Source organism: Bacillus sp. 275 (assembly GCF_001999205.1).
Taxonomy (GTDB): Bacteria; Bacillota; Bacilli; order Bacillales; family Bacillaceae; genus Bacillus; species Bacillus velezensis.
In genome coordinates, this window is sequence record NZ_CP019626.1 from 2,580,536 (window position 1) to 2,602,544 (window position 22,009).

Annotated in this window: 20 protein-coding genes; 16 read left to right on the forward strand and 4 right to left on the reverse strand. The window is 45.7% G+C overall.

The window, feature by feature from the left end:
• Nucleotides 1–225 precede the first annotated feature (225 nt).
• The 11 genes from BZ167_RS12515 to ftsX all read left to right on the forward strand — a co-directional run bounded on the left by BZ167_RS12515 (nt 226) and on the right by ftsX (nt 10,709).
• A complete protein-coding gene (locus tag BZ167_RS12515; RefSeq protein WP_025649348.1) occupies nt 226–1,746 on the forward strand; it encodes a flagellar hook-associated protein 2 in 1,521 nt (506 codons plus the stop codon).
• A 19-nt stretch (nt 1,747–1,765) separates the two neighbouring features.
• On the forward strand, nt 1,766–2,167 hold the full coding sequence (fliS, locus tag BZ167_RS12520; protein WP_003151407.1) for a flagellar export chaperone FliS: 402 nt from the start codon (nt 1,766–1,768) through the stop codon (nt 2,165–2,167).
• A complete protein-coding gene (gene fliT / locus BZ167_RS12525) occupies nt 2,167–2,511 on the forward strand; it encodes a flagella biosynthesis regulatory protein FliT (RefSeq protein WP_015418327.1) in 345 nt (114 codons plus the stop codon). The genes fliS and fliT overlap by 1 nt, the downstream gene beginning before the upstream one ends.
• A gap of 9 nt (nt 2,512–2,520) precedes the next feature.
• Nucleotides 2,521–2,898, forward strand: coding sequence for a DUF8042 domain-containing protein (locus tag BZ167_RS12530; protein WP_003151412.1), 378 nt, complete (start codon nt 2,521–2,523; stop codon nt 2,896–2,898).
• Nucleotides 2,899–3,092: 194 nt separating this feature from the next.
• Nucleotides 3,093–3,659, forward strand: coding sequence for a ribosome hibernation-promoting factor, HPF/YfiA family (hpf, locus tag BZ167_RS12535; protein ID WP_003151413.1), 567 nt, complete (start codon nt 3,093–3,095; stop codon nt 3,657–3,659).
• 165 nt (nt 3,660–3,824) lie between these two features.
• Nucleotides 3,825–6,350 (forward strand): preprotein translocase subunit SecA, encoded by a 2,526-nt coding sequence (gene secA / locus BZ167_RS12540; protein ID WP_020956414.1) that lies wholly within the window; start codon nt 3,825–3,827, stop codon nt 6,348–6,350.
• A gap of 74 nt (nt 6,351–6,424) precedes the next feature.
• Nucleotides 6,425–7,526, forward strand: a protein-coding gene (gene prfB / locus BZ167_RS12550; protein WP_096034905.1) for a peptide chain release factor 2 whose coding sequence is annotated in 2 segments (ribosomal slippage) — nt 6,425–6,496 and nt 6,498–7,526 — 1,101 coding nt in all. Because the reading frame shifts where the segments join, the coding sequence is not laid out codon by codon here.
• A 169-nt stretch (nt 7,527–7,695) separates the two neighbouring features.
• A complete protein-coding gene (locus BZ167_RS12555) occupies nt 7,696–8,544 on the forward strand; it encodes a YitT family protein (RefSeq protein ID WP_012118565.1) in 849 nt (282 codons plus the stop codon).
• 35 nt (nt 8,545–8,579) lie between these two features.
• A complete protein-coding gene (gene cccB / locus BZ167_RS12560; protein WP_007614074.1) occupies nt 8,580–8,921 on the forward strand; it encodes a cytochrome c551 in 342 nt (113 codons plus the stop codon).
• A 218-nt stretch (nt 8,922–9,139) separates the two neighbouring features.
• Entirely contained in the window at nt 9,140–9,826 is a 687-nt protein-coding gene (ftsE, locus tag BZ167_RS12565; protein WP_007407465.1) for a cell division ATP-binding protein FtsE, read from the forward strand.
• A complete protein-coding gene (ftsX, locus tag BZ167_RS12570; protein ID WP_007407464.1) occupies nt 9,819–10,709 on the forward strand; it encodes a permease-like cell division protein FtsX in 891 nt (296 codons plus the stop codon). The genes ftsE and ftsX overlap by 8 nt, the downstream gene beginning before the upstream one ends.
• A 46-nt stretch (nt 10,710–10,755) precedes the next feature.
• Here the strand turns inward: ftsX and BZ167_RS12575 are convergent, their stop codons facing one another.
• Entirely contained in the window at nt 10,756–12,162 is a 1,407-nt protein-coding gene (locus tag BZ167_RS12575) for a right-handed parallel beta-helix repeat-containing protein (protein ID WP_015418325.1), read from the reverse strand.
• A gap of 209 nt (nt 12,163–12,371) precedes the next feature.
• Between BZ167_RS12575 and ctpB the strand changes: the two genes are divergently transcribed.
• From ctpB to BZ167_RS20615, 5 genes are all read left to right on the forward strand, one after another.
• Nucleotides 12,372–13,730: a carboxy-terminal processing protease CtpB gene (ctpB, locus tag BZ167_RS12580; protein ID WP_370529539.1), complete on the forward strand. Its 1,359-nt coding sequence runs from the start codon at nt 12,372–12,374 to the stop codon at nt 13,728–13,730.
• A 372-nt stretch (nt 13,731–14,102) separates the two neighbouring features.
• Complete coding sequence (swrA, locus tag BZ167_RS12585; protein ID WP_014305920.1) at nt 14,103–14,456, forward strand: swarming motility protein SwrAA; 354 nt, start codon at nt 14,103–14,105, stop codon at nt 14,454–14,456.
• Nucleotides 14,457–14,530: 74 nt separating this feature from the next.
• A complete protein-coding gene (locus BZ167_RS12590) occupies nt 14,531–15,721 on the forward strand; it encodes a cell division topological determinant MinJ (RefSeq protein ID WP_007407459.1) in 1,191 nt (396 codons plus the stop codon).
• A 290-nt stretch (nt 15,722–16,011) separates the two neighbouring features.
• Nucleotides 16,012–17,082 carry a DUF3810 domain-containing protein gene (locus BZ167_RS12595; RefSeq protein WP_040238845.1) on the forward strand — a complete coding sequence of 357 codons (1,071 nt, stop codon included), beginning with the start codon at nt 16,012–16,014 and terminating at the stop codon, nt 17,080–17,082.
• 50 nt (nt 17,083–17,132) lie between these two features.
• Nucleotides 17,133–17,261, forward strand: a complete 129-nt coding sequence (locus tag BZ167_RS20615; protein WP_024085857.1) for a hypothetical protein — start codon at nt 17,133–17,135, stop codon at nt 17,259–17,261.
• A 112-nt stretch (nt 17,262–17,373) separates the two neighbouring features.
• Here the strand turns inward: BZ167_RS20615 and BZ167_RS12600 are convergent, their stop codons facing one another.
• From BZ167_RS12600 to BZ167_RS12610, 3 genes are all read right to left on the reverse strand, one after another.
• Complete coding sequence (locus BZ167_RS12600) at nt 17,374–18,711, reverse strand: MFS transporter (RefSeq protein WP_060673988.1); 1,338 nt, start codon at nt 18,709–18,711, stop codon at nt 17,374–17,376.
• The gene (locus BZ167_RS12605; protein WP_015240677.1) at nt 18,684–19,307 is read right to left on the reverse strand and encodes a TetR/AcrR family transcriptional regulator; all 624 of its coding nucleotides are present in this window, start codon (nt 19,305–19,307) and stop codon (nt 18,684–18,686) included. The genes BZ167_RS12600 and BZ167_RS12605 overlap by 28 nt, the downstream gene beginning before the upstream one ends.
• Before the next feature lie 71 nt (nt 19,308–19,378).
• Nucleotides 19,379–21,880: a PEP/pyruvate-binding domain-containing protein gene (locus BZ167_RS12610; protein WP_077392094.1), complete on the reverse strand. Its 2,502-nt coding sequence runs from the start codon at nt 21,878–21,880 to the stop codon at nt 19,379–19,381.
• Nucleotides 21,881–22,009: the final 129 nt, after the last annotated feature.

Sequence of the window (22,009 nt, forward strand, 5' to 3'; positions counted from 1 at the left end):
CAGGGTCTTTTTTTATTTCTGCAGCTTTTCCCCCTCAGCATGCCAAAGAATCCTATTGACAAAATGAAACGTTATAATTTGCAGTTAAATTATTGAAAACCTTATAATCTGACCGATATAAGAATAAGATCATACATTTATGGAGCTGTGATATGATAAACAGTCGGAAACTCACTGTTGTCATAGAGCCGTCTACGACTAAACGCCGAAAAGGAGAGGGTACATATGGTCACAAGAATCACAGGCCTTAATTCCGGTCTTGATGTAGATTCTCTGGTGAAAAAAATGATGGATGCCGAAAAGCAGCCGCTTAATAAATTAAACCAGCAAAAGCAGACGCTTGAATGGAAGCGCGATGCTTATCGGGAAATGAATACCCAGATTGCCGACATGTATTCTACTACATTTAATAATATGCTGATGTCTACAAACTGGAATAAAAAAACAGTAACAAGTTCGGATTCCAGTGTCAGCGCGACGGCCGTCAGTGCTGAACAGAATATTTCAACGAGCATGTCTGTACAGCAGCTGGCTACGCCGACGACTTATAAATCATCGGGGGCCATCAATTTCACTTCGGGTCAGGGCCAAACATTGAAATTCAATGTCACAAATCCGGGTGAAACGAAGCCGACTGAGGTAAACGTCACGATCGCGGCAACCGATACGATTGACGATGTCATTTCCAAACTGAACAGCTCGGGTCTCGGAGTGACGGCTTTAAAAGAGAAAATTTCCAACGGCACGGATTATGTGGATACGATTGCGTTCACTTCCAATAAAACGGGGGAAGGATTTACCCTTGCCGCAGGTGATGACGCAACCAAAAGCTTTCTGAAAGATCAGCTCGGTTTTGCCGTTGATGATGCAACAAATGAACTGACGGCCAATGCCGAAGGGAAAAACGCGAAGTTTACGTTCAACGGGCTTGAAATGACCAAAACGTCCAATAACTTTACGATCAACGGCATCAAATACACGCTGAACAGCGTGACGGACAGCAATAAAACGGTTACGATTAACAGCACGACTGATACGGACGGCATTTTTGACAACATTAAAGATTTCGTTGATAAATACAATACGTTAATTAAAAGTGTAAACGAGAAGGCGTCGGAATCAAAATACCGTGATTATAAGCCGCTAACCGATGAACAAAGAGAAGCGATGACCGATAAGCAGATTGAGCAGTGGGAAGCAAAGGCCAAAAGCGGTTTATTACGGAGCGACAGCACGCTGCAGAACGGTTTGGCGGAGATGCGGCTTGATCTGTACTCAACGGTTACGATTGACGGGAAAAAATATCAGCTTGCAGATTTCGGAATTGAGACGTCTGATAGTTATACGGATCAAGGAAAGCTTGTCATTAAAGACGAAGCGAAACTGAAACAGAAAATTACCGAGAATCCTGCTCTCGTGGCTAAACTGTTTAATGCAGACAGCCCTGATACAGCGAAAACCAAAAACCCGGAGGAACAGGGGATTGCCCGGAGATTAAAAGACACATTAAACAAAATGCAGACCCAAATTTCAAAACAGGCGGGTACGGAAAGCTCGGTATCAACCAGCTTTGCCATCGGGAAAAGCCTGAATGAAATAGAAACAAATATTTCCAATATGAAAACGAAGCTGGATGACATCGAAACGAGATATTATAAAAAGTTCAGCGCACTGGATACGGCATTGGAGAAATTGAACAGCCAATCTTCATATCTCACGTCAATGTTAGGATCTTCAACATCATAACCTTGGAGGTTTTATAAAAATGGCAATAAATAATCCTTTTGCTGCTTATCAGCAGACATCCGTCTTTACAGCCGCTCCGGAAGAGCTGACCCTTATGCTTTATAACGGCTGCCTGCGATTTATTAAGCTGGCAAGGCAGGCGATGAAGCAAAACAACCTTGAAGCCAAAAATGAAAATATCGTAAAGGCGCAAAACATCATTCAAGAGCTCAGCATCACGTTAAACCGGGAGATTGAGATTTCCGAGCAGATGTCATCCATTTATGATTACATCCGCCGCCGGCTGATCGATGCGAACGTGCAGAATAACGGAGAGTTTTTAGATGAAGCGGAAAAGCTCGTTACTGAATTTCGCGATACGTGGAAGCAGGCCATGCAGAGTGAACGGAAAAACAGCCATGGCGCGGGCGGCCTTGCCTGATGAACAGCAATGTCTTTTCTTTGTATAACGAAACGAAGAACATGTACGCCGCACTGAAGGACGCCCCGGAAAGCGACGGTCTCATCAGCAGCGTTACGGCATTTACGGAAAAAAGGGAGGAGATGCTTGCGGGCATACAGCCGCCTTTTTCCGAAGAAGAAAAAACGCTGCTTCAGCAGGTGGCCGCGATGGACCGCCTGATTACCGGCGAAGTGAAACGGATTCAGGATGGTATCCGAAATGAAATAAAAACGCTTAAGAAAAAACGAAAATACCATAATACGTATTTCAATCCGTATCATCAAACGACAAGTGACGGCCGTTATTACGACAAACGCAAATAGGTGAGTGTTTTGAGAAGTTTGAACGATTACCATTTGGTGTCAGCCTATTACCAGCTTCTTTTTACGATTGATGAGGGGCTTTGCTACCTGTTGGACACGCAGGATGATTTTTTTAAGACGGAGGGCGAGCGGATTTACAACGATTTGATTCAGGCTTTTTTTCATCTCGATTCCTCTCATGCGCTTCTGCTGTCTATCATTGAGTGCCGATGCGTGGAGACGGCGATCCGCTCATTTGACGAGATCTTTCAGGATTTCAGCATGTTAAATGATTATGATTTCCCGTCCGCACCTTTTCAGGAGTTTTTAAAAACCATCTTTCTGCCGCATTATAAGCTGTGGATGGAGCAGACGCACGACTGCATCAAACCGTATGTTCTTCACTAGACCTGCTGCAAGCGGCAGGTCTTTTGCCTGCGTCCTCCGCATATACTTATAATCCTGGCGGAAGCTGCCGGATAAAACCGACACCATTCGTCATCGTTCACCGAATTTACACATTATTTTAACGTTTCAGCAGGGATCAGAAGGGGTAAAAGAGAAATAGTTACATATCCTTAGATAAAGGGAGGCGTTCTTTGATGAACTACAATATCAGAGGAGAAAACATTGAGGTTACACCTGCGTTAAAGGATCATGTGGAGAGAAAAATCGGCAAGCTGGAGCGATATTTCGAGCAGAGCGTCAATGCCGATGTGAACGTCAACTTAAAATTCTATAATGATAAGGAATCCAAAGTTGAAGTCACCATTCCGATGACTGATCTGGCGCTTCGTTCTGAAGTGCATAACGAGGATATGTACAATGCAATTGATCTCGCAACAAACAAGCTGGAACGTCAAATCCGAAAGCACAAAACAAAAGTCAACCGAAAATTCCGCGAGCAGGGTCTTCCGAAACATTATTTCGAGAACGGCAGCGCTGCTGATACGGGCGTAGCGGTTCAGGACGAAATTGAAGATGACAGCCCGGAAATTGTCCGTCAAAAGCGTTTTAATTTAAAACCGATGGATAATGAAGAAGCGATTCTCCAAATGAATATGCTCGGACATAATTTCTTCGTATTCACCAACGCGGAGACGAATCTCACAAATGTCGTTTACCGCAGAAATGACGGCAAATACGGATTAATTGAACCGACTGAATAAACCCATCCAGCCTTCCGTGAACGCGCGGAAGGTTTTTCTCTATCTTTATCTGCAAATTCTTTGGAAATAGCAAAAGGTATGTTATGATAATGAGAGGTATACATGGACAGAAAATTATCATTTATTCCATGCAAATCTGCATGTGAACATAGAGGAGCGTTATAGATGCTTGGGATTTTAAATAAAATGTTTGATCCGACCAAACGTGCGCTGAACAAATACGAAAAAATAGCAAATGACATTGATGCCGTAAGAGGAGATTATGAAAATCTCTCTGACGAGGCGCTTAAACATAAAACGGCAGAATTTAAAGAGCGGCTTGAAAAAGGAGAAACGACGGATGACCTTCTTGTCGAAGCGTTTGCCGTCGTTCGTGAAGCTTCCCGCCGCGTAACCGGCATGTTCCCGTTTAAAGTGCAGCTGATGGGGGGCATCGCCCTTCATGAGGGGAACATTTCCGAAATGAAAACAGGGGAAGGGAAAACGCTGACGTCCACGCTTCCCGTGTATTTAAATGCGTTGACGGGAAAAGGCGTTCACGTCGTAACGGTCAACGAATATCTGGCGAGCCGTGATGCCCAGCAAATGGGAGAGATTTTTGCGTTTCTCGGGCTTACAGTCGGCCTGAACCTGAATTCGATGTCAAAAGACGAAAAACGCGAAGCTTACGCAGCCGATATCACGTATTCAACGAACAATGAACTCGGCTTTGATTATTTGCGTGACAACATGGTGCTCTATAAAGAACAAATGGTGCAGCGCCCGCTTCATTTTGCCGTTATTGATGAAGTCGATTCAATTTTAGTCGATGAAGCGAGAACGCCATTGATTATTTCCGGACAAGCTCAGAAGTCCACAAAACTGTACGTGCAGGCAAATGCGTTTGTCCGCACACTCAAGAAAGATCAGGATTATACGTATGACGTCAAAACGAAGGGCGTTCAGCTGACGGAAGAAGGAATGACGAAGGCTGAAAAAACGTTCGGCATCGACAACCTGTTTGATGTCAAAAACGTGGCCTTGAACCACCATATCAACCAGGCTTTAAAAGCCCATGCGGCGATGCAGAAAGACGTGGATTATGTTGTTGAGGACGGCCAGGTCGTCATCGTTGATTCCTTCACCGGCCGTCTGATGAAAGGACGCCGCTACAGCGAAGGTCTTCACCAGGCGATTGAGGCGAAAGAAGGCCTGGAGATTCAAAATGAAAGCATGACATTGGCGACGATTACGTTCCAAAACTATTTCCGTATGTACGAAAAGCTGGCCGGTATGACCGGTACCGCAAAAACGGAAGAGGAAGAATTCCGCAATATTTATAACATGCAGGTTGTATCCATCCCGACCAACCAGCCGGTCATCCGTGACGACCGTCCGGACTTGATCTACCGCTCAATGGAAGGGAAATTCAAGGCGGTGGCGGAGGATGTCGCCCAGCGCTACATGACCGGACAGCCGGTTCTTGTCGGTACGGTTGCCGTTGAAACGTCTGAATTGATTTCTAAACTTCTGAAAAACAAAGGGATTCCGCATCAGGTGCTGAATGCCAAAAACCATGAGCGTGAAGCTCAGATTATTGAAGAAGCGGGACAAAAAGGCGCTGTCACGATTGCGACCAACATGGCGGGACGCGGAACCGACATTAAACTCGGCGAAGGCGTAAAAGAGCTTGGCGGCCTTGCAGTCGTCGGTACGGAACGCCATGAATCCCGCCGGATTGACAACCAGCTCCGCGGACGTTCAGGGCGTCAGGGGGACCCGGGTATCACACAATTTTATCTTTCAATGGAAGATGAATTGATGCGCCGTTTCGGAGCTGAACGGACGATGGCGATGCTTGACCGGTTCGGTATGGATGACTCCACGCCGATTCAGAGCAAAATGGTGTCACGCGCCGTGGAATCATCTCAAAAACGTGTCGAAGGAAACAACTTCGATTCACGTAAACAGCTTCTTCAATATGACGACGTGCTCCGTCAGCAGCGCGAAGTCATTTACAAGCAGCGTTTTGAAGTCATTGACTCTGAAAACCTGCGTGACATTGTGGAAGGCATGATCAAGTCTTCTCTGGAGCGTGCAATTGCCGCTTATACGCCGAAAGAGGAGCTTCCGGAAGAATGGAATCTTGACGGCCTCGTGGAGCTGGTGAATACAACGTATCTTGATGAAGGCGCGCTTGAAAAGAGCGATATCTTCGGAAAAGAACCGGATGAAATGCATGAGATGATCATGGACCGCATCATGACAAAATATAATGAAAAAGAAGAGAATTTCGGCACAGAGCAGATGCGTGAATTCGAAAAAGTCATCGTCTTGCGTGCCGTCGATTCAAAATGGATGGATCATATTGATGCGATGGATCAGCTGCGTCAAGGGATTCACCTTCGCGCCTATGCGCAGACAAATCCGCTGCGTGAATACCAAATGGAAGGTTTCGCTATGTTTGAGCACATGATTGAGTCCATTGAGGACGAGGTTGCGAAATTCGTCATGAAGGCCGAGATTGAAAGCAATCTGGAACGCGAAGAAGTTGTTCAGGGCCAAACGACGGCTCATCAGCCGCAGGACGGCGATGAGGCCAAACAAGCGAAAAAAGCGCCGGTCCGCAAAGTTGTGGATATCGGACGCAACGCGCCTTGCCATTGCGGAAGCGGAAAAAAATATAAAAATTGCTGCGGCCGGACAGAATAGTCTCGACTGTATGAAGCGAACATGACCGGGTCTGCGTCTTATGGCGCCCCGGATCTTTTAATGAGGTGAATGGAATGGAATTATCAGAAATCAGGGCAGAGCTCGAAAATATGGCTTCTCGTTTAGCGGACTTCAGGGGGTCTCTTTGACCTCGAATCAAAGGAAGCCCGCATTGCAGAATTAGATGAAAAGATGGCGGAACCGGAATTCTGGAATGACCAGCAGAAGGCCCAAACCGTCATCAATGAAGCGAACGGTCTGAAAGAATACGTGAACTCCTATCATCAGCTGAGCGAGTCTCACGAAGAGCTGCAAATGACACATGATCTTTTAAAAGAAGAACCTGACCAGGACCTTCAGCAAGAGCTTGAAAAAGAGCTGAAGTCATTAACGAAGGAATTGAATGAATTTGAGCTTCAGCTGCTGCTCAGTGAACCATATGACAAAAATAACGCGATTTTAGAACTTCATCCGGGGGCCGGCGGTACGGAATCCCAGGACTGGGGTTCCATGCTGCTCAGAATGTATACCCGCTGGGCGGAAAGACGCGGTTTCAAAGTTGAAACGCTTGATTATCTCCCGGGAGATGAAGCAGGAATTAAGTCAGTCACACTGCTTATTAAAGGCCACAATGCATACGGCTATTTAAAAGCGGAAAAAGGCGTACACCGCCTCGTGCGGATTTCTCCATTTGATTCATCAGGCCGCCGTCACACGTCATTCGTGTCTTGTGAAGTCATGCCTGAATTCAATGAAGAAATCGACATTGATATTCGTACCGAAGATATTAAAGTTGATACGTACCGGGCGAGCGGTGCCGGCGGACAGCACGTCAATACGACTGATTCAGCCGTTCGGATCACCCACCTCCCGACAAATGTAGTCGTCACGTGCCAGACGGAACGTTCACAAATCAAAAACCGCGACCGGGCGATGAAAATGCTCAAAGCGAAGCTGTATCAGCGCAGAATTGAAGAACAGCAGGCGGAGCTTGACGAAATCCGCGGCGAACAGAAAGAAATCGGCTGGGGCAGCCAAATCCGCTCGTACGTCTTCCATCCGTACTCCATGGTGAAAGATCACCGCACCAATACGGAAATGGGGAACGTGCAGGCGGTTATGGACGGAGATATCGATATCTTCATTGACGCCTATTTACGTTCTAAACTGTCGTAATCCGGGAACACACCTGCCTTTGGCAAGGTGTGTTTTTTTATCCGTTCTCTTTTTCCATTTTTCACAACAGCGCTTTAGCAAATTAATACGGTATTTGGCTGTTATTTACTTCTAAGCCGGGAAGACTTAAAATGCTATCGAGAGAAAATCGGAGAACGGAGGATTTTGCATGGATGTGAATCACAATAAGCCGCTCCGTCTGATCAAAGATTATATATACATCATGATCGGCGCGGCGATTACGGGGATCGTGTTTAACGTATTTTTGCTGCCGAACCGTATAGCAGCGGGGGGAGTAAGCGGGATCAGCACCATTTTAGAAACGTTTGGTTTTGAACCGGCTTACGTGCAGTGGATTATTAACATCCCTTTGTTTATCGCCGGAGTGATTATTCTCGGCGGGAAGTTCGGAATGAAGACACTGGTCGGTTCCATCGTTCTGCCGCTCGCCGTCTATTTGACAAGAGATCTGCCTGCCGCGACGACCCATGAACTGCTGGCGGCGATTTTCGGAGGCGTCGGGATCGGAACGGGAATCGGCATCGTGTATCTCGGCAAAGGCTCCACGGGGGGAACGGCTCTGGCGGGGCAGATCATTCACAAATACACGGGGCTTTCGCTGGGAACGTGCCTTGCCATCATGGACGGATTAATTGTGCTGAGCGCGATGCTCGTTTTCGGAGTGGAGCAGGGACTGTATGCGATGCTCGGGGTATTTATTTCAAGCAAAACGATTGATGTCGTGCAGGTCGGGTTCAACCGTTCCAAAATGGCTTTAATCATTACGCAGCATGAAGAAGCCGTCAGATCGGCTGTGTTTAAAGAAATCGACAGGGGTGTGACGAAGATTTCCGCAGTCGGCGGGTATACGGAACATGACCGGCCGATCTTAATGTGTGTCGTCGGCCAGACCGAATTCACAAAACTGAAACAAATCGTCAAACAAATTGATGAGTCAGCCTTTGTTATTGTCGCAGACGCAAGCGAGGTGCTCGGCGAGGGTTTCAAACGCGCGTAAACGGGGTTATAATAGCGAAGGGGTGCATCTTACATATGAAATCAAAATGGGCGCTGCTGGCGCTGGTTCTGACCATGTCCGTCCTGCTGGCGGCATGCGGCGGATCCAATGAATCGAAAAAAGAAAGCTCTGACAGCTCAGGCGGATCAAAAGCTTCTGCGTCAGCAGGAGAAGAGCTTTATCAGCAAAGCTGTATCGGCTGTCACGGAAAAGACTTAGAAGGCGGCGGAGGCCCGAATTTACAGGAAGTCGGCGGGAAGTATGATGAAGCTAAAATTGAAAGCATCATTAAAAACGGACGCGGCAATATGCCGAGCCATCTTGTAAATGATAAGGAAGCCGCTGAGATCGCAAAATGGCTGTCACAGAAAAAATAACAGAAAAACCTTGCCTGTTATAGGGGCAAGGTTTTTTCACGGTCTGGGAATGAAAAGAAACTGTAATAGTAATATGTCTAAATTTGACGTATAATGAAGTGTACTGAGGAAAAGGAACTTTCAGATTTTTCATCTGTTTCCTGGTAAATCGGCCATAAACCGCTGTACGTTTGCGAACTCTATGGCTGCAAGACATAATTAAAAGATTAGGTGATTTCATGATAGAGATGAAAGAAGTATATAAATCCTATCCGAACGGTGTAAAAGCGATTAACGGGCTGTCAGTCATGATTCATCCCGGAGAATTTGTATATGTCGTGGGACCGAGCGGAGCCGGTAAATCTACTTTTATTAAAATGATTTACAGAGAAGAAAAGCCGACAAAAGGGCAAATATTGATTAATCATAAAGATCTCGCGTCTGTGAAAGAAAAAGAGATTCCTTTCGTGCGGCGTAAAATAGGGGTTGTTTTCCAAGATTTCAAACTTCTTCCGAAATTGACGGTGTTTGAAAACGTCGCGTTTGCACTTGAGGTTATCGGAGAGCAGCAGTCAGTCATTAAAAAACGCGTGCTCGAAGTGCTCGATCTTGTGCAGCTGAAGCATAAAGCGCGGCAGTTTCCCGACCAGCTTTCCGGAGGAGAACAGCAGCGTGTTTCCATCGCAAGATCCATCGTCAACAATCCTGACGTCGTGATAGCTGACGAACCGACGGGCAACCTTGATCCGGTAACATCATGGGAAGTCATGAAGACGCTGGAAGAGATTAATAACCGCGGAACGACCGTCGTGATGGCGACACACAATAAAGAAATAGTAAACACCATGAAGAAACGGGTCATCGCGATCGAAGACGGAATTATTGTGCGTGATGAGTCAAGAGGGGAGTATGGTTCTTATGATTAAAATTCTCGGGCGCCATTTGCGTGAGAGTTTTAAATCTCTCGGAAGAAACACATGGATGACATTTGCATCCATCAGTGCCGTTACCGTTACATTGATTTTGGTCGGCGTGTTTTTAGTCATTATGCTGAATTTAAACAACATGGCTAAAAATGCTGAAAAAGAAGTGGAAATTAAAGTATTAATCGATCTGACGTCCAATAAGAAAACGCAGGATACGCTGCAGAATGAGATTAAAGACATCTCGGGAATCCAAAGCGTAGAGTTTTCATCTAAAGATAAAGAGCTTGATCAATTGGTCAAAAGCTTCGGCGACAGCGGAAAGGCCATGAAAATGCAAGATCAGGAAAACCCGCTGAACAACGCGTTTATCGTCAAAACGACAGATCCGCATGATACGCCGAAAGTCGCGAAAAAAATTGAGAAGCTGGATCATGTGTATAAAGTGACATACGGGAAAGAAGAAGTCAGCCGTCTGTTTAAGATCGTCGGGGTGTCACGCAACATCGGGATTGCGTTAATCATCGGCCTTCTGTTCACGGCGATGTTCTTAATTTCAAATACGATTAAAATCACGATTTTCGCCAGAAGAAAAGAGATTGAAATCATGAAGCTTGTCGGCGCGACAAACTGGTTTATCCGCTGGCCGTTCTTCCTGGAAGGGCTGCTGCTGGGGGTATTCGGTTCTATCATACCAATCGCTCTCGTGCTGAGTACTTACCAGTCGATGGTCGCTTGGGTGGCCCCGAAAGTTCAGGGCTCATTTGTTTCACTTCTGCCGTACAGCCCGTTTGTGTTCCAAGTATCACTTGTGCTCATTCTGATCGGCGCGGTTATCGGAGTATGGGGAAGTCTGACTTCCATCCGGAAATTCCTTCGTGTATAAATACAAAAGCCAGTCTGATATAGACTGGCTTTTTTTAATGGTTTCGTTACTGAATGACGGGCAGGGCCGGTGATCCGGGCTTTAATGTAAAGTCATAAGACGATTCGTCACGGTACATCGGGTCCGCATAAATGGAATCCGAATCGTTTGCCGTTCCTTTTTTGTACGCTGTGAATGAATCATATTCTCTGTTCTTCCAATTCCAAATGCCGTCTTTTCCCGCTTCTTTGTGATAGACGTTATGATTAACGGTATTGCCTTCGTTTTTCGTATAATCATTTGCGATAAAAATCCGTGAACCGCTTGCCGTCATGATGTTTTTTTCGATCGTGTTCCCTTTTGTGCCGTACTGCAGCAGCAGCTGGCCGCCATCAAGGTCCTTCGTGTCATTTCGATACATAATGTTATGAGCGATCACCGAATTGATGGTGCCGCCGCGTTTCGTGTCATAGCCTCCGATTGAAATACCGGTGTAAGCATTGCCGTACACCTTGTTATCCGTAATCCGGATATCACGTGCGTATTTCCCTTGATGCTCAGAGGTGGCTTCAATCCCAAGGTCATTGTTGTAAACGGTGTTCTTCTTAATGTCCACATGTTCTGCGCCGTCAACGTAAATACCGCCCGCTGAATATTCATTTCCGTAAGCGGGATTTCCGTAAGAAGAGTTATGGCTCACCGTATTGTTTTCAATAACGCCGTTTCGCGCATAGTCGTTTTGCTTGGACGTTCCTTCGTATCCGATCACGTCAATCCCGATATTGTTATTGTCCCGGATGGTATTGCCGGCAATCTTAAATCCGTCAACATTCCCGTTCAGCACGACCGCTTCGCTTGCGCCGAGCGTCAGTTTTTCAACCGTATTATTTGTGATGCTGACATCCTTCATGGCGCCTGTGCCGTAAAACGCGATGCCGTGTGCATTTCCCTCATCAGCCGTGGTTTTAATGTTTCGGATATGGTTGCCGTCAATGTTGATATGACTGCTTGATCCGGTGACGCAAATTCCCATGGCCGTCGCATCTTCTGATGATACGGAGAGGTTCTCAAGCGTAACGCCGTGAATGGTAATGTACTGTTTATTGCGGATTTGAATTAACGGAGTTTCAGAATCGCTTTTTGGCGCAGATTTGCCGCTGATTGAGACATGCTCATTCTGATAGTTCCGAAATGTAATCGGCTTTTCGGCCGTGCCGCTGTGCTTTACTTCAAACGTTTCATCGTACGTCCCTTCCCGAATCAATACGGTTGTCCCGGCCTCTGCCTTTTCAGCCGCATGTTTTAATGTGCGGAACGGCTTTTCTAACGTTCCTTCATTTTGGTCGCTGCCTGCGGGAGAAACATACAAGGCGTCCGTCTGCGTTTTTTCATTGGCCTCTGTTTTTGGCCAGACAAAGGCGGTAATGCCTGCGGCCAGAACCGCCGCGGATAAAATCGATAATTTTATTTTCATATCGCATTCTCCTGTATATTTAATGAATTGCATACAAAATATTATACGTTACCCATATATATGAAACAATCTCGCGTTTTCATTTTTTTGTTGCCGTTACATGAATTCTTTGCAATTTACACATACTATCTCCAGGTTTTCGTAAAAGGACTAAGAGGAGGTAAACGATGAAGCAGAAAATGATCGCAGTGATAGCGGCCGTCAGCATCATGTGCGGCGGAGCCCATATTGCCGGGGCGGCACAGCCGAATTCATCAGACGCAGAAAGAAGCCGGGCAATGGAAAAAATCGAAAAAGCATATGAGCTGATCTCGAACGAATACGTGGAAAATGTAGATAACGAAAAGCTTCTTGAAGGAGCGATTCAGGGGATGCTGTCTACATTAAACGACCCTTATTCCGTTTATATGGACAAGCAGACAGCTAAGCAGTTTTCCGATTCTCTTGATTCTTCTTTCGAAGGGATCGGCGCTGAAGTCGGTATGAAAGACAATAAAATCATTATCGTATCACCGTTTAAGCAATCTCCGGCGGAAAAAGCGGGACTCAAGCCGAATGATGAAATCATCAGCATAAACGGCGAGTCAATGAACGGGAAAGGTTTAAACGAAGCCGTGCTGAAAATCAGAGGAAAAAAAGGATCGAAGGTTTCTATTAAAATACAGCGTCCGGGTACTGATAAACAGCTGTCATTCCGGATTAAGAGAGCGGAAATCCCGCTTGAAACCGTATTTGCTTCCCGCAAAGAATCAGGCGGTCATCATGTCGGCTACATCGGCATATCGACATTTTCCGAGCATACCGCCCAGGACTTCGCCGCGGCGCTGAAAAAGCTTGAAAAACAAGGGATTGACGGTCTCGTCCTTGATGTAAGAGGGAATCCCGGCGGCTACCTTCAAAGCGTCGAACAAATTTTAAAGCATTTCATCACAAAAGACATGCCGTATATCCAAATTGCGGAGCGTAACGGCGATAAAAAACAATATTTCTCAACCTTAAAACATAAGAAGCCGTATCCCGTCAATGTCATCACGGATAAAGGAAGCGCCTCCGCTTCAGAAATTCTTGCGGGCGCGTTAAAAGAAGCGGGACATTATGACGTTGTCGGCGACACTTCTTTCGGTAAAGGAACGGTTCAGCAGGCCGTGCCTATGGGAGACGGGAGCAACATTAAATTGACGCTTTACAAATGGCTGACACCGAAAGGCAATTGGATTCACAAAAAAGGCATTGCTCCGACAATCGCCGTGAGCCAGCCGGATTATTTTGCGGCGGGACCGCTTCAGCTGAAACAGCCGCTTCAGCCTGATATGAACAGCGCGGATGTCAAACACGCCCAAATCCTGCTGAAAGGCCTAGGCTTCGACCCGGGCAGAGCGGACGGCTATTTCAGCAAAACAATGAAAAAAGCCGTTCTGGCGTTTCAAGACCGGTACAAGCTTGATAAAACAGCAGTCATTGATAAAAAGACAGCGGAAAAAATGAATCAGCTGATGAATGAAAAGAAATCTGACGAAAAAAATGATTTACAGCTGCAAATGGCGTTAAAATCATTATTTGTAAAATAAATGAAGAGGAGGCGTTTTTTACGTCTCCTGTTTCTTTTGTCACACTCTAAAAATGAACTGAAAGACATATAATTATGTCGGTTTTGACAAGATATTAAAAAAATTTTCACATTTAAACATTTATAAAGGACAAACATTACCCGATATTTATAGAGAAGAGAGACTTTATGCCGAGTTAATATGTATTCAAAATGAAACTTTTGAAAGTTGCCTCAGTCAGTTTTAGTTCTTACAATAAAAGAAGGTTCTAATAGAGAACAGTTTTAGTTTGGCAGCTGCATTTCAGTATCGAAAGCAGAAGTGTTTGCGGCGCTTCAGCACGGCAGCTGTAATCACCCGTGCTTATCTGGATAAAAAAATGGGGGTTCACAATTGAAGAGGGCAAGTATTGTGCGTGAAAAAAAATATTATGAATTAGTGGAACAACTAAAAGACAGAACAAAAGACGTCACATTTTCATCAACAAAAGCACTAAGTCTTCTTATGCTGTTCAGCAGATACCTGGTCAATTACACAAATGTTGAATGCGTTCACGAAATCAATGAAGAGTGTGCGAAGCATTATTTCACTTACTTAATGAAAAACCATAAACGTTTAGGAATCAATCTGACGGATATTAAGCGGTCCATGCTTCTGATCAGCGGCGTGATCGAGGTAGAGGTTGACCACTATCTGAAAGATTTCTCTCTCTCAAATGTAACGCTGTGGATGACGGAAGAGAGATAAACGTTTGAGATATTCAAGCCAATGATTATTTGGTAGAATAGAATTAAAATGTTTGGCTTGAGGCGGTGAAAGCAGTGTCTGTTCAATGGGGAATTGAACTTCTGAAAAGTATCGGTCTGTTTTTTTTGCACCCGATGTTCTGGTTTTTTATCATCATAAGTCTCGCATGCGGATATTTGCGGATCAAACGTGAACGCCATACGTTTCATACAAAAATCGCGGATATGTATGACGAGCTTATCTTTACATACATAAAAGGACTTATACCGGGTATTCTTCTCTCCATATTATTTTTTGGACTGGGAATTTCGATTCCATTCGGTCTTCTCGGCATAATCGCGGCCGTGACGGCTTTGGCTTCGCTGACGTTCCGTATGAATTGGCTGTCATCAGCTTATATTGTCAGCGCCGGCATGTTCATTGCGTTTCTCCTTCAGTATACCCACACAGTGCCGTTTGCGGATCGGTTTCCGCAGGCATTCGGCGTGAATTGGGCATCGGCGGCCGTGTTTATGGGCCTTTTGATTATCACGGAGGGAGCGGCTGCCTGCCGTTCAGCGCATCTGAAAACATCTCCGGCGCTTGTCGTCAGCAGCAGAGGCCTGCCCATCGGCCGACAATTGGCGAATCGCGCATGGCTGCTTCCGCTTTTCTTATTGGTGCCGGGCAGCGGGCTTGAGTCACACCTTTCTTGGTGGCCTGTCTTTACCGTGCCGGGCGGCTCTTTCCATTTGATCTGGATTCCTTATATCGCCGGCTTCGGACAGCGTGTGCAGGGGTCACTTCCGGAAGTCAGCATAAGGATAACGGCGAAACGTGTCATGATTCTCGGGGTTATCGTGACCGCATTCGGGGCAGCGGCCCTTTGGTGGACTCCGCTTGCCGGAGCTGCCGCTTGTATTGCGGTGCTCGGACGCCTGTTTTTATCATTGAGACAGCGGCTGAACGATAACGCGGCTCCGTTTTATTTCTCTAAGCGGGATCAGGGTTTAATGGTGCTCGGCATCATTCCGAATACACCCGCGGACGATCTTGAGCTGAAGATCGGTGAGATTATTACGAAAGTAAACGGCATCCCCGTGAAGCATGTGTCGGATTTTTATGAAGCACTTCAAAAAAACCGCGCATTTGTAAAAATGGAGATCATCGGCCTGAACGGTGAGATCCGGTTTGATCAGCGCGCGTCCTATGAAGGCGAACATCATGAATTAGGTATTTTATTCGTGCAGGATGAACACGAGCACGAAGAAATGACAGCATTATGATGTGATTTTTCATAATTATTCGGAATAGTTTCAAGAACTCCTAAACTAGATTTCAAAATCAGTTAGAAAGTAAAACAGCTAAGAAAATTATATTTTCTTAGCTGTTTTATTTTGAAATAATAAAAAAATAAATGAAGGAGAGGTATGGCTTATTGGAAAGGTTATTGCTAACTCCAAAACCTTTAGAAGATGAATCTTTAGCAGGATATATATTAAGAATAACTGATTATAATCGTTATGTTGGATAGGGGGAGTACATTATAAAAAAGCTTTTACTTAAGAGATTACCGTTGATTTCACTTGGAGTTATAGCTTACATACTGACAATATACGCGCAGAACCATCAGGATTGGGCGGAAAAATACAGTAGGTCTGTATATCCGTTATTGTCAAAAATAGTAGGATTTGTACCTTCTTGGGTCAAGTTTTCTGTTAGTGAATGGCTCGTCGTGTTGGTTGTGTTACTTTTTCTATTTTATATCGTTTATTATGTGCGCAAGGTTATCATGAGTAAAGGTGTACGTAGGATGGTAGTTTATCGTGGTGCTCTAGGAATAGTTACGATCTGTAGCGTGATATATTTTTGTTATACTATTTTGGGTGGAATAAACTATTACAGATATTCTTTTTTGTCTTATACCGAATATAAAGAAGAGAACTACAGCAAGGAGGAACTGGTCAAATTGAGTAAGTCGCTTGCCGTTGAAATGGGATTGGCAAGGGAAAAGTTAGCGGACACTGATCTTTTGGCTCAAGTACCGGAGGTTTTTGATTATTATGCACAACACGCAGTGTTCTCGATGCAAATGTTATCAAAGGAATATCCTATTTTGGAGCATTCTTTATACTCAACACCAAAACCAGTTGTGATGTCAAAGCTAATGTCGCATGCAGGGATAAATGGTATCTTTGTCCCTTTTACTTATGAATCCAATATCAATGTTAATGTGCCCGTTTTCTTGGTGCCTGCTACTATGGCACATGAATTGGCACATCAGAGTGGTTTCATGCATGAGGATGAGGCAAATTTTATAGCATATCTGGCATGTAAGCAGCAGGATGATCCAATGATACTTTACAGTGGTTTTTTTCTAGCATTTGATTATTCTATATCTGAGCTAAAGAAAGTGGATCCAGATCAGGCGTCTGATATAATGTCCAGTCTGTCCAAGGCGGTGCAGCATGATATAGAACAAAATGAGCAGTACCGGGATAAGTATGAGGGTGTTATTTCAAGTATTTCAAGAAATGTAAATGATGTATATCTGAAGGCAAATAATCAGACAGACGGTATGAATAGCTATAGTGATATGGTGAATTTGTTGCTGGCAGAGCAGCGAGAGATAGAGAAGTACAATTAAATGTATCTTGAATACTTATAGGTTTATATAGTAATGATAGTGGGCTCAAGTTGAACATAGGAGTGAGTGAAATAAATAAAATAAAAGACGGCGGCCGGGCTTTTTACGGCCGGATTACGATGTCAGCGCCGAACTTGATCGGAACGCTCAGCCATTTACATTCCCCTTTTCTCTTGTAAATCAAAAGATTCTCATAGAGCAAACGGCATTGCGGTGACACTTTGAGAGAGAAAATGAAGAAGGAAAACTAGAAAAGGTTCCGGAAAGCAGATGCTTACGGAACCTTTTTCGTTATGCCGAATGGCTTTTTTTCGTCTGAACGGTTTCCCCGGACTTGATACCAAGCGATACGAACAAGCCGATCACAGAAACTACGATCAATATGATAAACAGAATATGAAACCCGGAGATTAAGCCGATCAGCGCTGAAGAAATAATGCTTCCGAAATAACGGAAGGTGGAGAAAATCCCGGATGCGATGCCGGACATGCCCGGTTCTACCGTCGCAAGAGAAGATACCTGCATGCTCGTCAGCCCCGCACCTGACGCGATGCCTCCGACAATAAGCGATGCCATAAGAAACGGAACGGAATGGGAATAAACCAAAAGAAAAAATAAGAGATTGGCTACGGCCATCAGCCCGAAGGACAGAAAAATCATTCTTCGCGCGCCCCATTTCTGATGCAGCTGAGCTCCGCCCCAGTTGCTGGCGGACATGAAAACAGAAAAGACTGACAGCGCCATGCCGCTGTGCGACGTGTTCATGCTGAAGTGGCCGGTCATAAAGAGCGGCATAATCAATAACACGGCGTACATCATTAAATTGCTTAACAGAACCGACAGATTGGCGCTCGTAAAGGTCGTGTTTTTAAACAGATCAAAATCAATAATCGGATGTTTCGTGCGCAGCTCCCGCCTGAAAAATAGCGGAACAAATACGAGAATGAGCAGTGCGTACACCCAATAGCCCAAAGAGCTTTCATTTTTCGTCAGAAGAATAATAGATACAATGCTTCCGGCAAGCAAAACGGAACCGATGATATCAAGCGGAGCGTCAGACGTTTCTTCTTTATATTTAGGAAACATCACTAATGCCGTCACGAGTGCGATTGCAAGAAACGGAATGTTGACCCAAAAGATCGAATGCCAGCTGAAGCTCTCAATTAAAAGAGAGCCGATAAACGGACCGAGAGCCGCGCCCAGCCCGGCACCGAGGCCGAAAAAGCCGAATACTTTCGGAAGTCGTTTTTCAGACACGACATGGCGGATGATGGCGATGCTGTTTGGCGTAAGCAAAGCGCCGCCGGCAGCCTGAAGCGCCCGGAAGAAAATCAATAAGAAAAGACTTGGCGAGAGGGCGCACCCCAATGATGCGATGAGAAAAAGGCCGACGCCCCATAAATACATTTTTTTGTTTCCGTACATATCACCGAGTTTGCCGGCAATGGGCTGTGTCACGGCCATCACGATTAAATACACGGTCACTACCCATGTGATGCTGGCAATTGATTCGCTGAATGAGCGGGAAATGGATGAAAGGGCGACTGCGATCATCGTAGAATTGATGGGAACGAGTATGGCTCCCAGCAAAAGCGAAACGATCAGCGCCCATTCTTTCTTTGAACCCATCCTTCATCCTCCTTGGAGCCGGAAAATGACCGGCCGGTAATGCCTTTCATGAAAATCTCAGTGCTGTGTTTCAGCATCGTTTCCTCAGAGAGAGTGATGACTCTTTTCCCCAGCTGCAGCCGGTGTATAAAATAACCGAAAATCATCGTCATAAAGACGTCTGCATTAGCTTCTTCGCTGCCGGGGCTTATCATATTTTTCTTTGTCAGCTCCTTAAAGTAAACGATTAAATGCTTTTTCACGGATTGCGGATATACGACAATATCCTGCAGGACGTCTTCGAATAGTTCCGGTTCGCGCAGGCAGATGCGGAATACTTCTTTTTTTTGTTCCAATTGCTGAAGAAGGGTCGCGGCGAAATGAAGAAGATCCTCATACAAATCGCCTTCCGCCTTAGTGATCATGCTTTCCGGAACCGGCGTCTGCTGTTCAATCATGGCTTTCATTAATCCTTGTTTGTTTTTAAAATTACGGAAAATCGTTGCTTCGCTTACTTTTGCTTTTTCTGCGATTTCTTTTGTTGTCGCTGCGCGGTATCCTTTTTGGATGATCAGATTCATCGCGGCGTCAATAATTCTCTTGTTCGTCGTTCTCAACATGTTTCACCTCGCGTAAATACTGGCAGGACAAGTATACACCCGCCCTGCCCGTCAATAAAGAGGGAAACCTAGCATGAAGCGCGTTTGACAATCGTAATCTTGCCGTTTGTCCCGTCCACCGTGACGATATCTCCGTCGTTGAGCCTGTCAGTCGCGGCACGTGTGCCGAGAACGGCCGGGAGCCCGTATTCCCTCGCGATGATCGCCGCATGTGACAGGATGCCGCCCGTGTCCGTAATGACGGCCTTTGCATCCTGGAACAGACTGGTCCACAGCGGTGTCGTCATTTTGCAGACAAGCACGTCTCCTGTTGAAAAACGGGAAAATTCACTTGCGTCACGAATGACTTTCACAGGGCCGCTTGCGATTCCGCTTGACGCCGCAAGTCCGTAAATTTGATGTTCAGTGTTTTTTTCATCTTCTGTGATGGAGCCGGTAATCTGTTCAGCCATTTTCAGCTGTTCCGAAGTCGGAGTCCCGAGATAAGCGGGGGCTTCAAGCAATTGATATTGCTGGAAGAGCTGTTTTCGTTCAGCGGCTTTTTCCTGCATCGGAACCGGCGACGCCAGCGCTTTCTCGACTTCATCGCTGTATAAGTACCACATATCCTCCCGATCATCGATTACGCCTTGTTTTTGAAGCAGCTCGCCGATTTTCAGAAGGCAAAGGCGCGCTTTGGCGTCCAGCATCGCATCAATATAAAAATGGTGATCATCTTTGATGACGGATGAAGACAATGTCCACTGATAATAGCGGTCAAACGTCTCCCGGAAGCCGTCATCTTCAATTCTATCCATAAAGTCGGCGTAGAGCTGTTTTCGTTTTTCTATCGTTTTATGAAACTCACTGTCAAAATCGTATCCGTTCCGGACATAGTTCTGAATGTTGGCCAAAGCGAAATAAGGGTTTTCCGTCCAAGTTTGTTCAATCAGATCATGACTTTTCACGGATCTCCAGCCGTATTCCTGTAAAAATTCACCGACTTGTTCGAGAAAGCGTTTTCCCTCATTTGATTGCAGAAGCGTCTGATGCAGCTCATCGGCATGAGAAACCGTAAAGACGCGCCGCAGCTCAGGGCTGTCTTTTACTTGTCCGGACAGCAGCCAGAGCTGTCTGTCGGTCTCCAATGACTTATTCATGACGCCAGCCAGCATTTCGTACAGAAGGGAGGTGTTTTCTTTCTCAACCTGTCCGTACATGGATTCCAGTATCATGTTTAACGCAACCTGCGGAAAGACAATATTGAAATGTTCTGCGTATCCTTTTAAATAGAAGTCTTGCAGGTTTCGGAACGCATTAAGGGCAGTCTCCGGCGTATGGTCTGTATGCGCCAGTTCGTCCAGCTTTTGATAAAAAGGCAGAAAGGTTTCCTGAATAATATCGTACATGCGGTCAGCCAAGACGGGGAAAAGCGCTTCTAACTGTTCTGCGGGCAGCTTGTCGTCCGTCTTATGCTGTCTGGAAAAAACACGGCCCTGATGAAGTTTGACACGCTCGATTTCGATGCCCATTACAGGGAATGCCTTCGTGCTCTCTTTGAGGCCGTATTCCAAAGCCGGCACAATGAGTGAGGCGAATAACGGGCTGACGGGGCCTTCTATATTGGCCTCCATATTGAGCCAAAAATCTTTCTGATCCCGGGGCGTCATGATAAATTCCCGTTCTTCGTCTGCCGCTTTCTGATCCTGCGCGATCGTTGTAATCGGCCGGGCCTGAAGCAGATACAGCTTATTTTCGGCAAATCCGAATTCGAGATCCACGGGATAACCGTACAGTTCTTCCGTCTTTATCGTCAGCATGGCAAGCTCTTTGATGCTCTCGTCATCAAGGCAGAAGCGGTTTCCCATGTCAGCGGTCGTCTCTTTTTCCGTCACGCCTTCGTCTTTAGAAACGATATACATTTCTTTTAAGCCGATTTCTTTTTCAATCTGAAATGTGTCTTTATTGACGATAAATGTGTCGGGCGTCACGCTGCCGGAGACGATTGCTTCTCCGAGACCGTAGCTCGCGCTGATCATCAGCTCTCCGTCATCGTGCGTGACGGGGTTGCGGCTGAAAATGACTCCTGAAACCTCGGAATTGATAAGCCCTTGCACGACAACGCCCATTAACGGTTCTGCGGTGTCATTGTTCATTTTCTCTTTATAACCGCTGACCCGCGCCGAGAAGAAGGAAGCCCAGCATTCTTTCACTTTTCCGAGAAACTCTTCTTCTGTTTTGATATTTAAATAGGTTTCGTACTGGCCCGCGAAAGAAGCCCCTTCAAGATCTTCGGACGCGGAGGAGGAACGTACGGCGACAGAGGCGTATGATTCTCTCAATTCATAAAACGACGCGGTCAGTTCCTCCCGAAGCTCTTTTGAAAACGTGCCGTTCATAATGGCGCGCTCCATCTGTTCCTGATCTGCTTGAAGCCCGTTGTCTTCCATAAAACGTGTCAGGGCATTCGTCTGAATGATGAAACCGCCGGGAACGGGCAGCCCGTTTTTCGTCAGTTTAATCAGGTTCATTCCTTTTGCTCCTGCAGAGCGGCTCGATTCTTCCGCTTTTTGAAATCGCACTGAATACATGCGGTATGACCCCCTTTTTTTCTTCATCCAAGAAAAATGATAGTAAACACTATCATTACATTGTAAAGAGGGAGGAAGAAACTGTCAAAGATACAAAGACCTAAACCTTCTCATCCTTTCGGCTGAAGA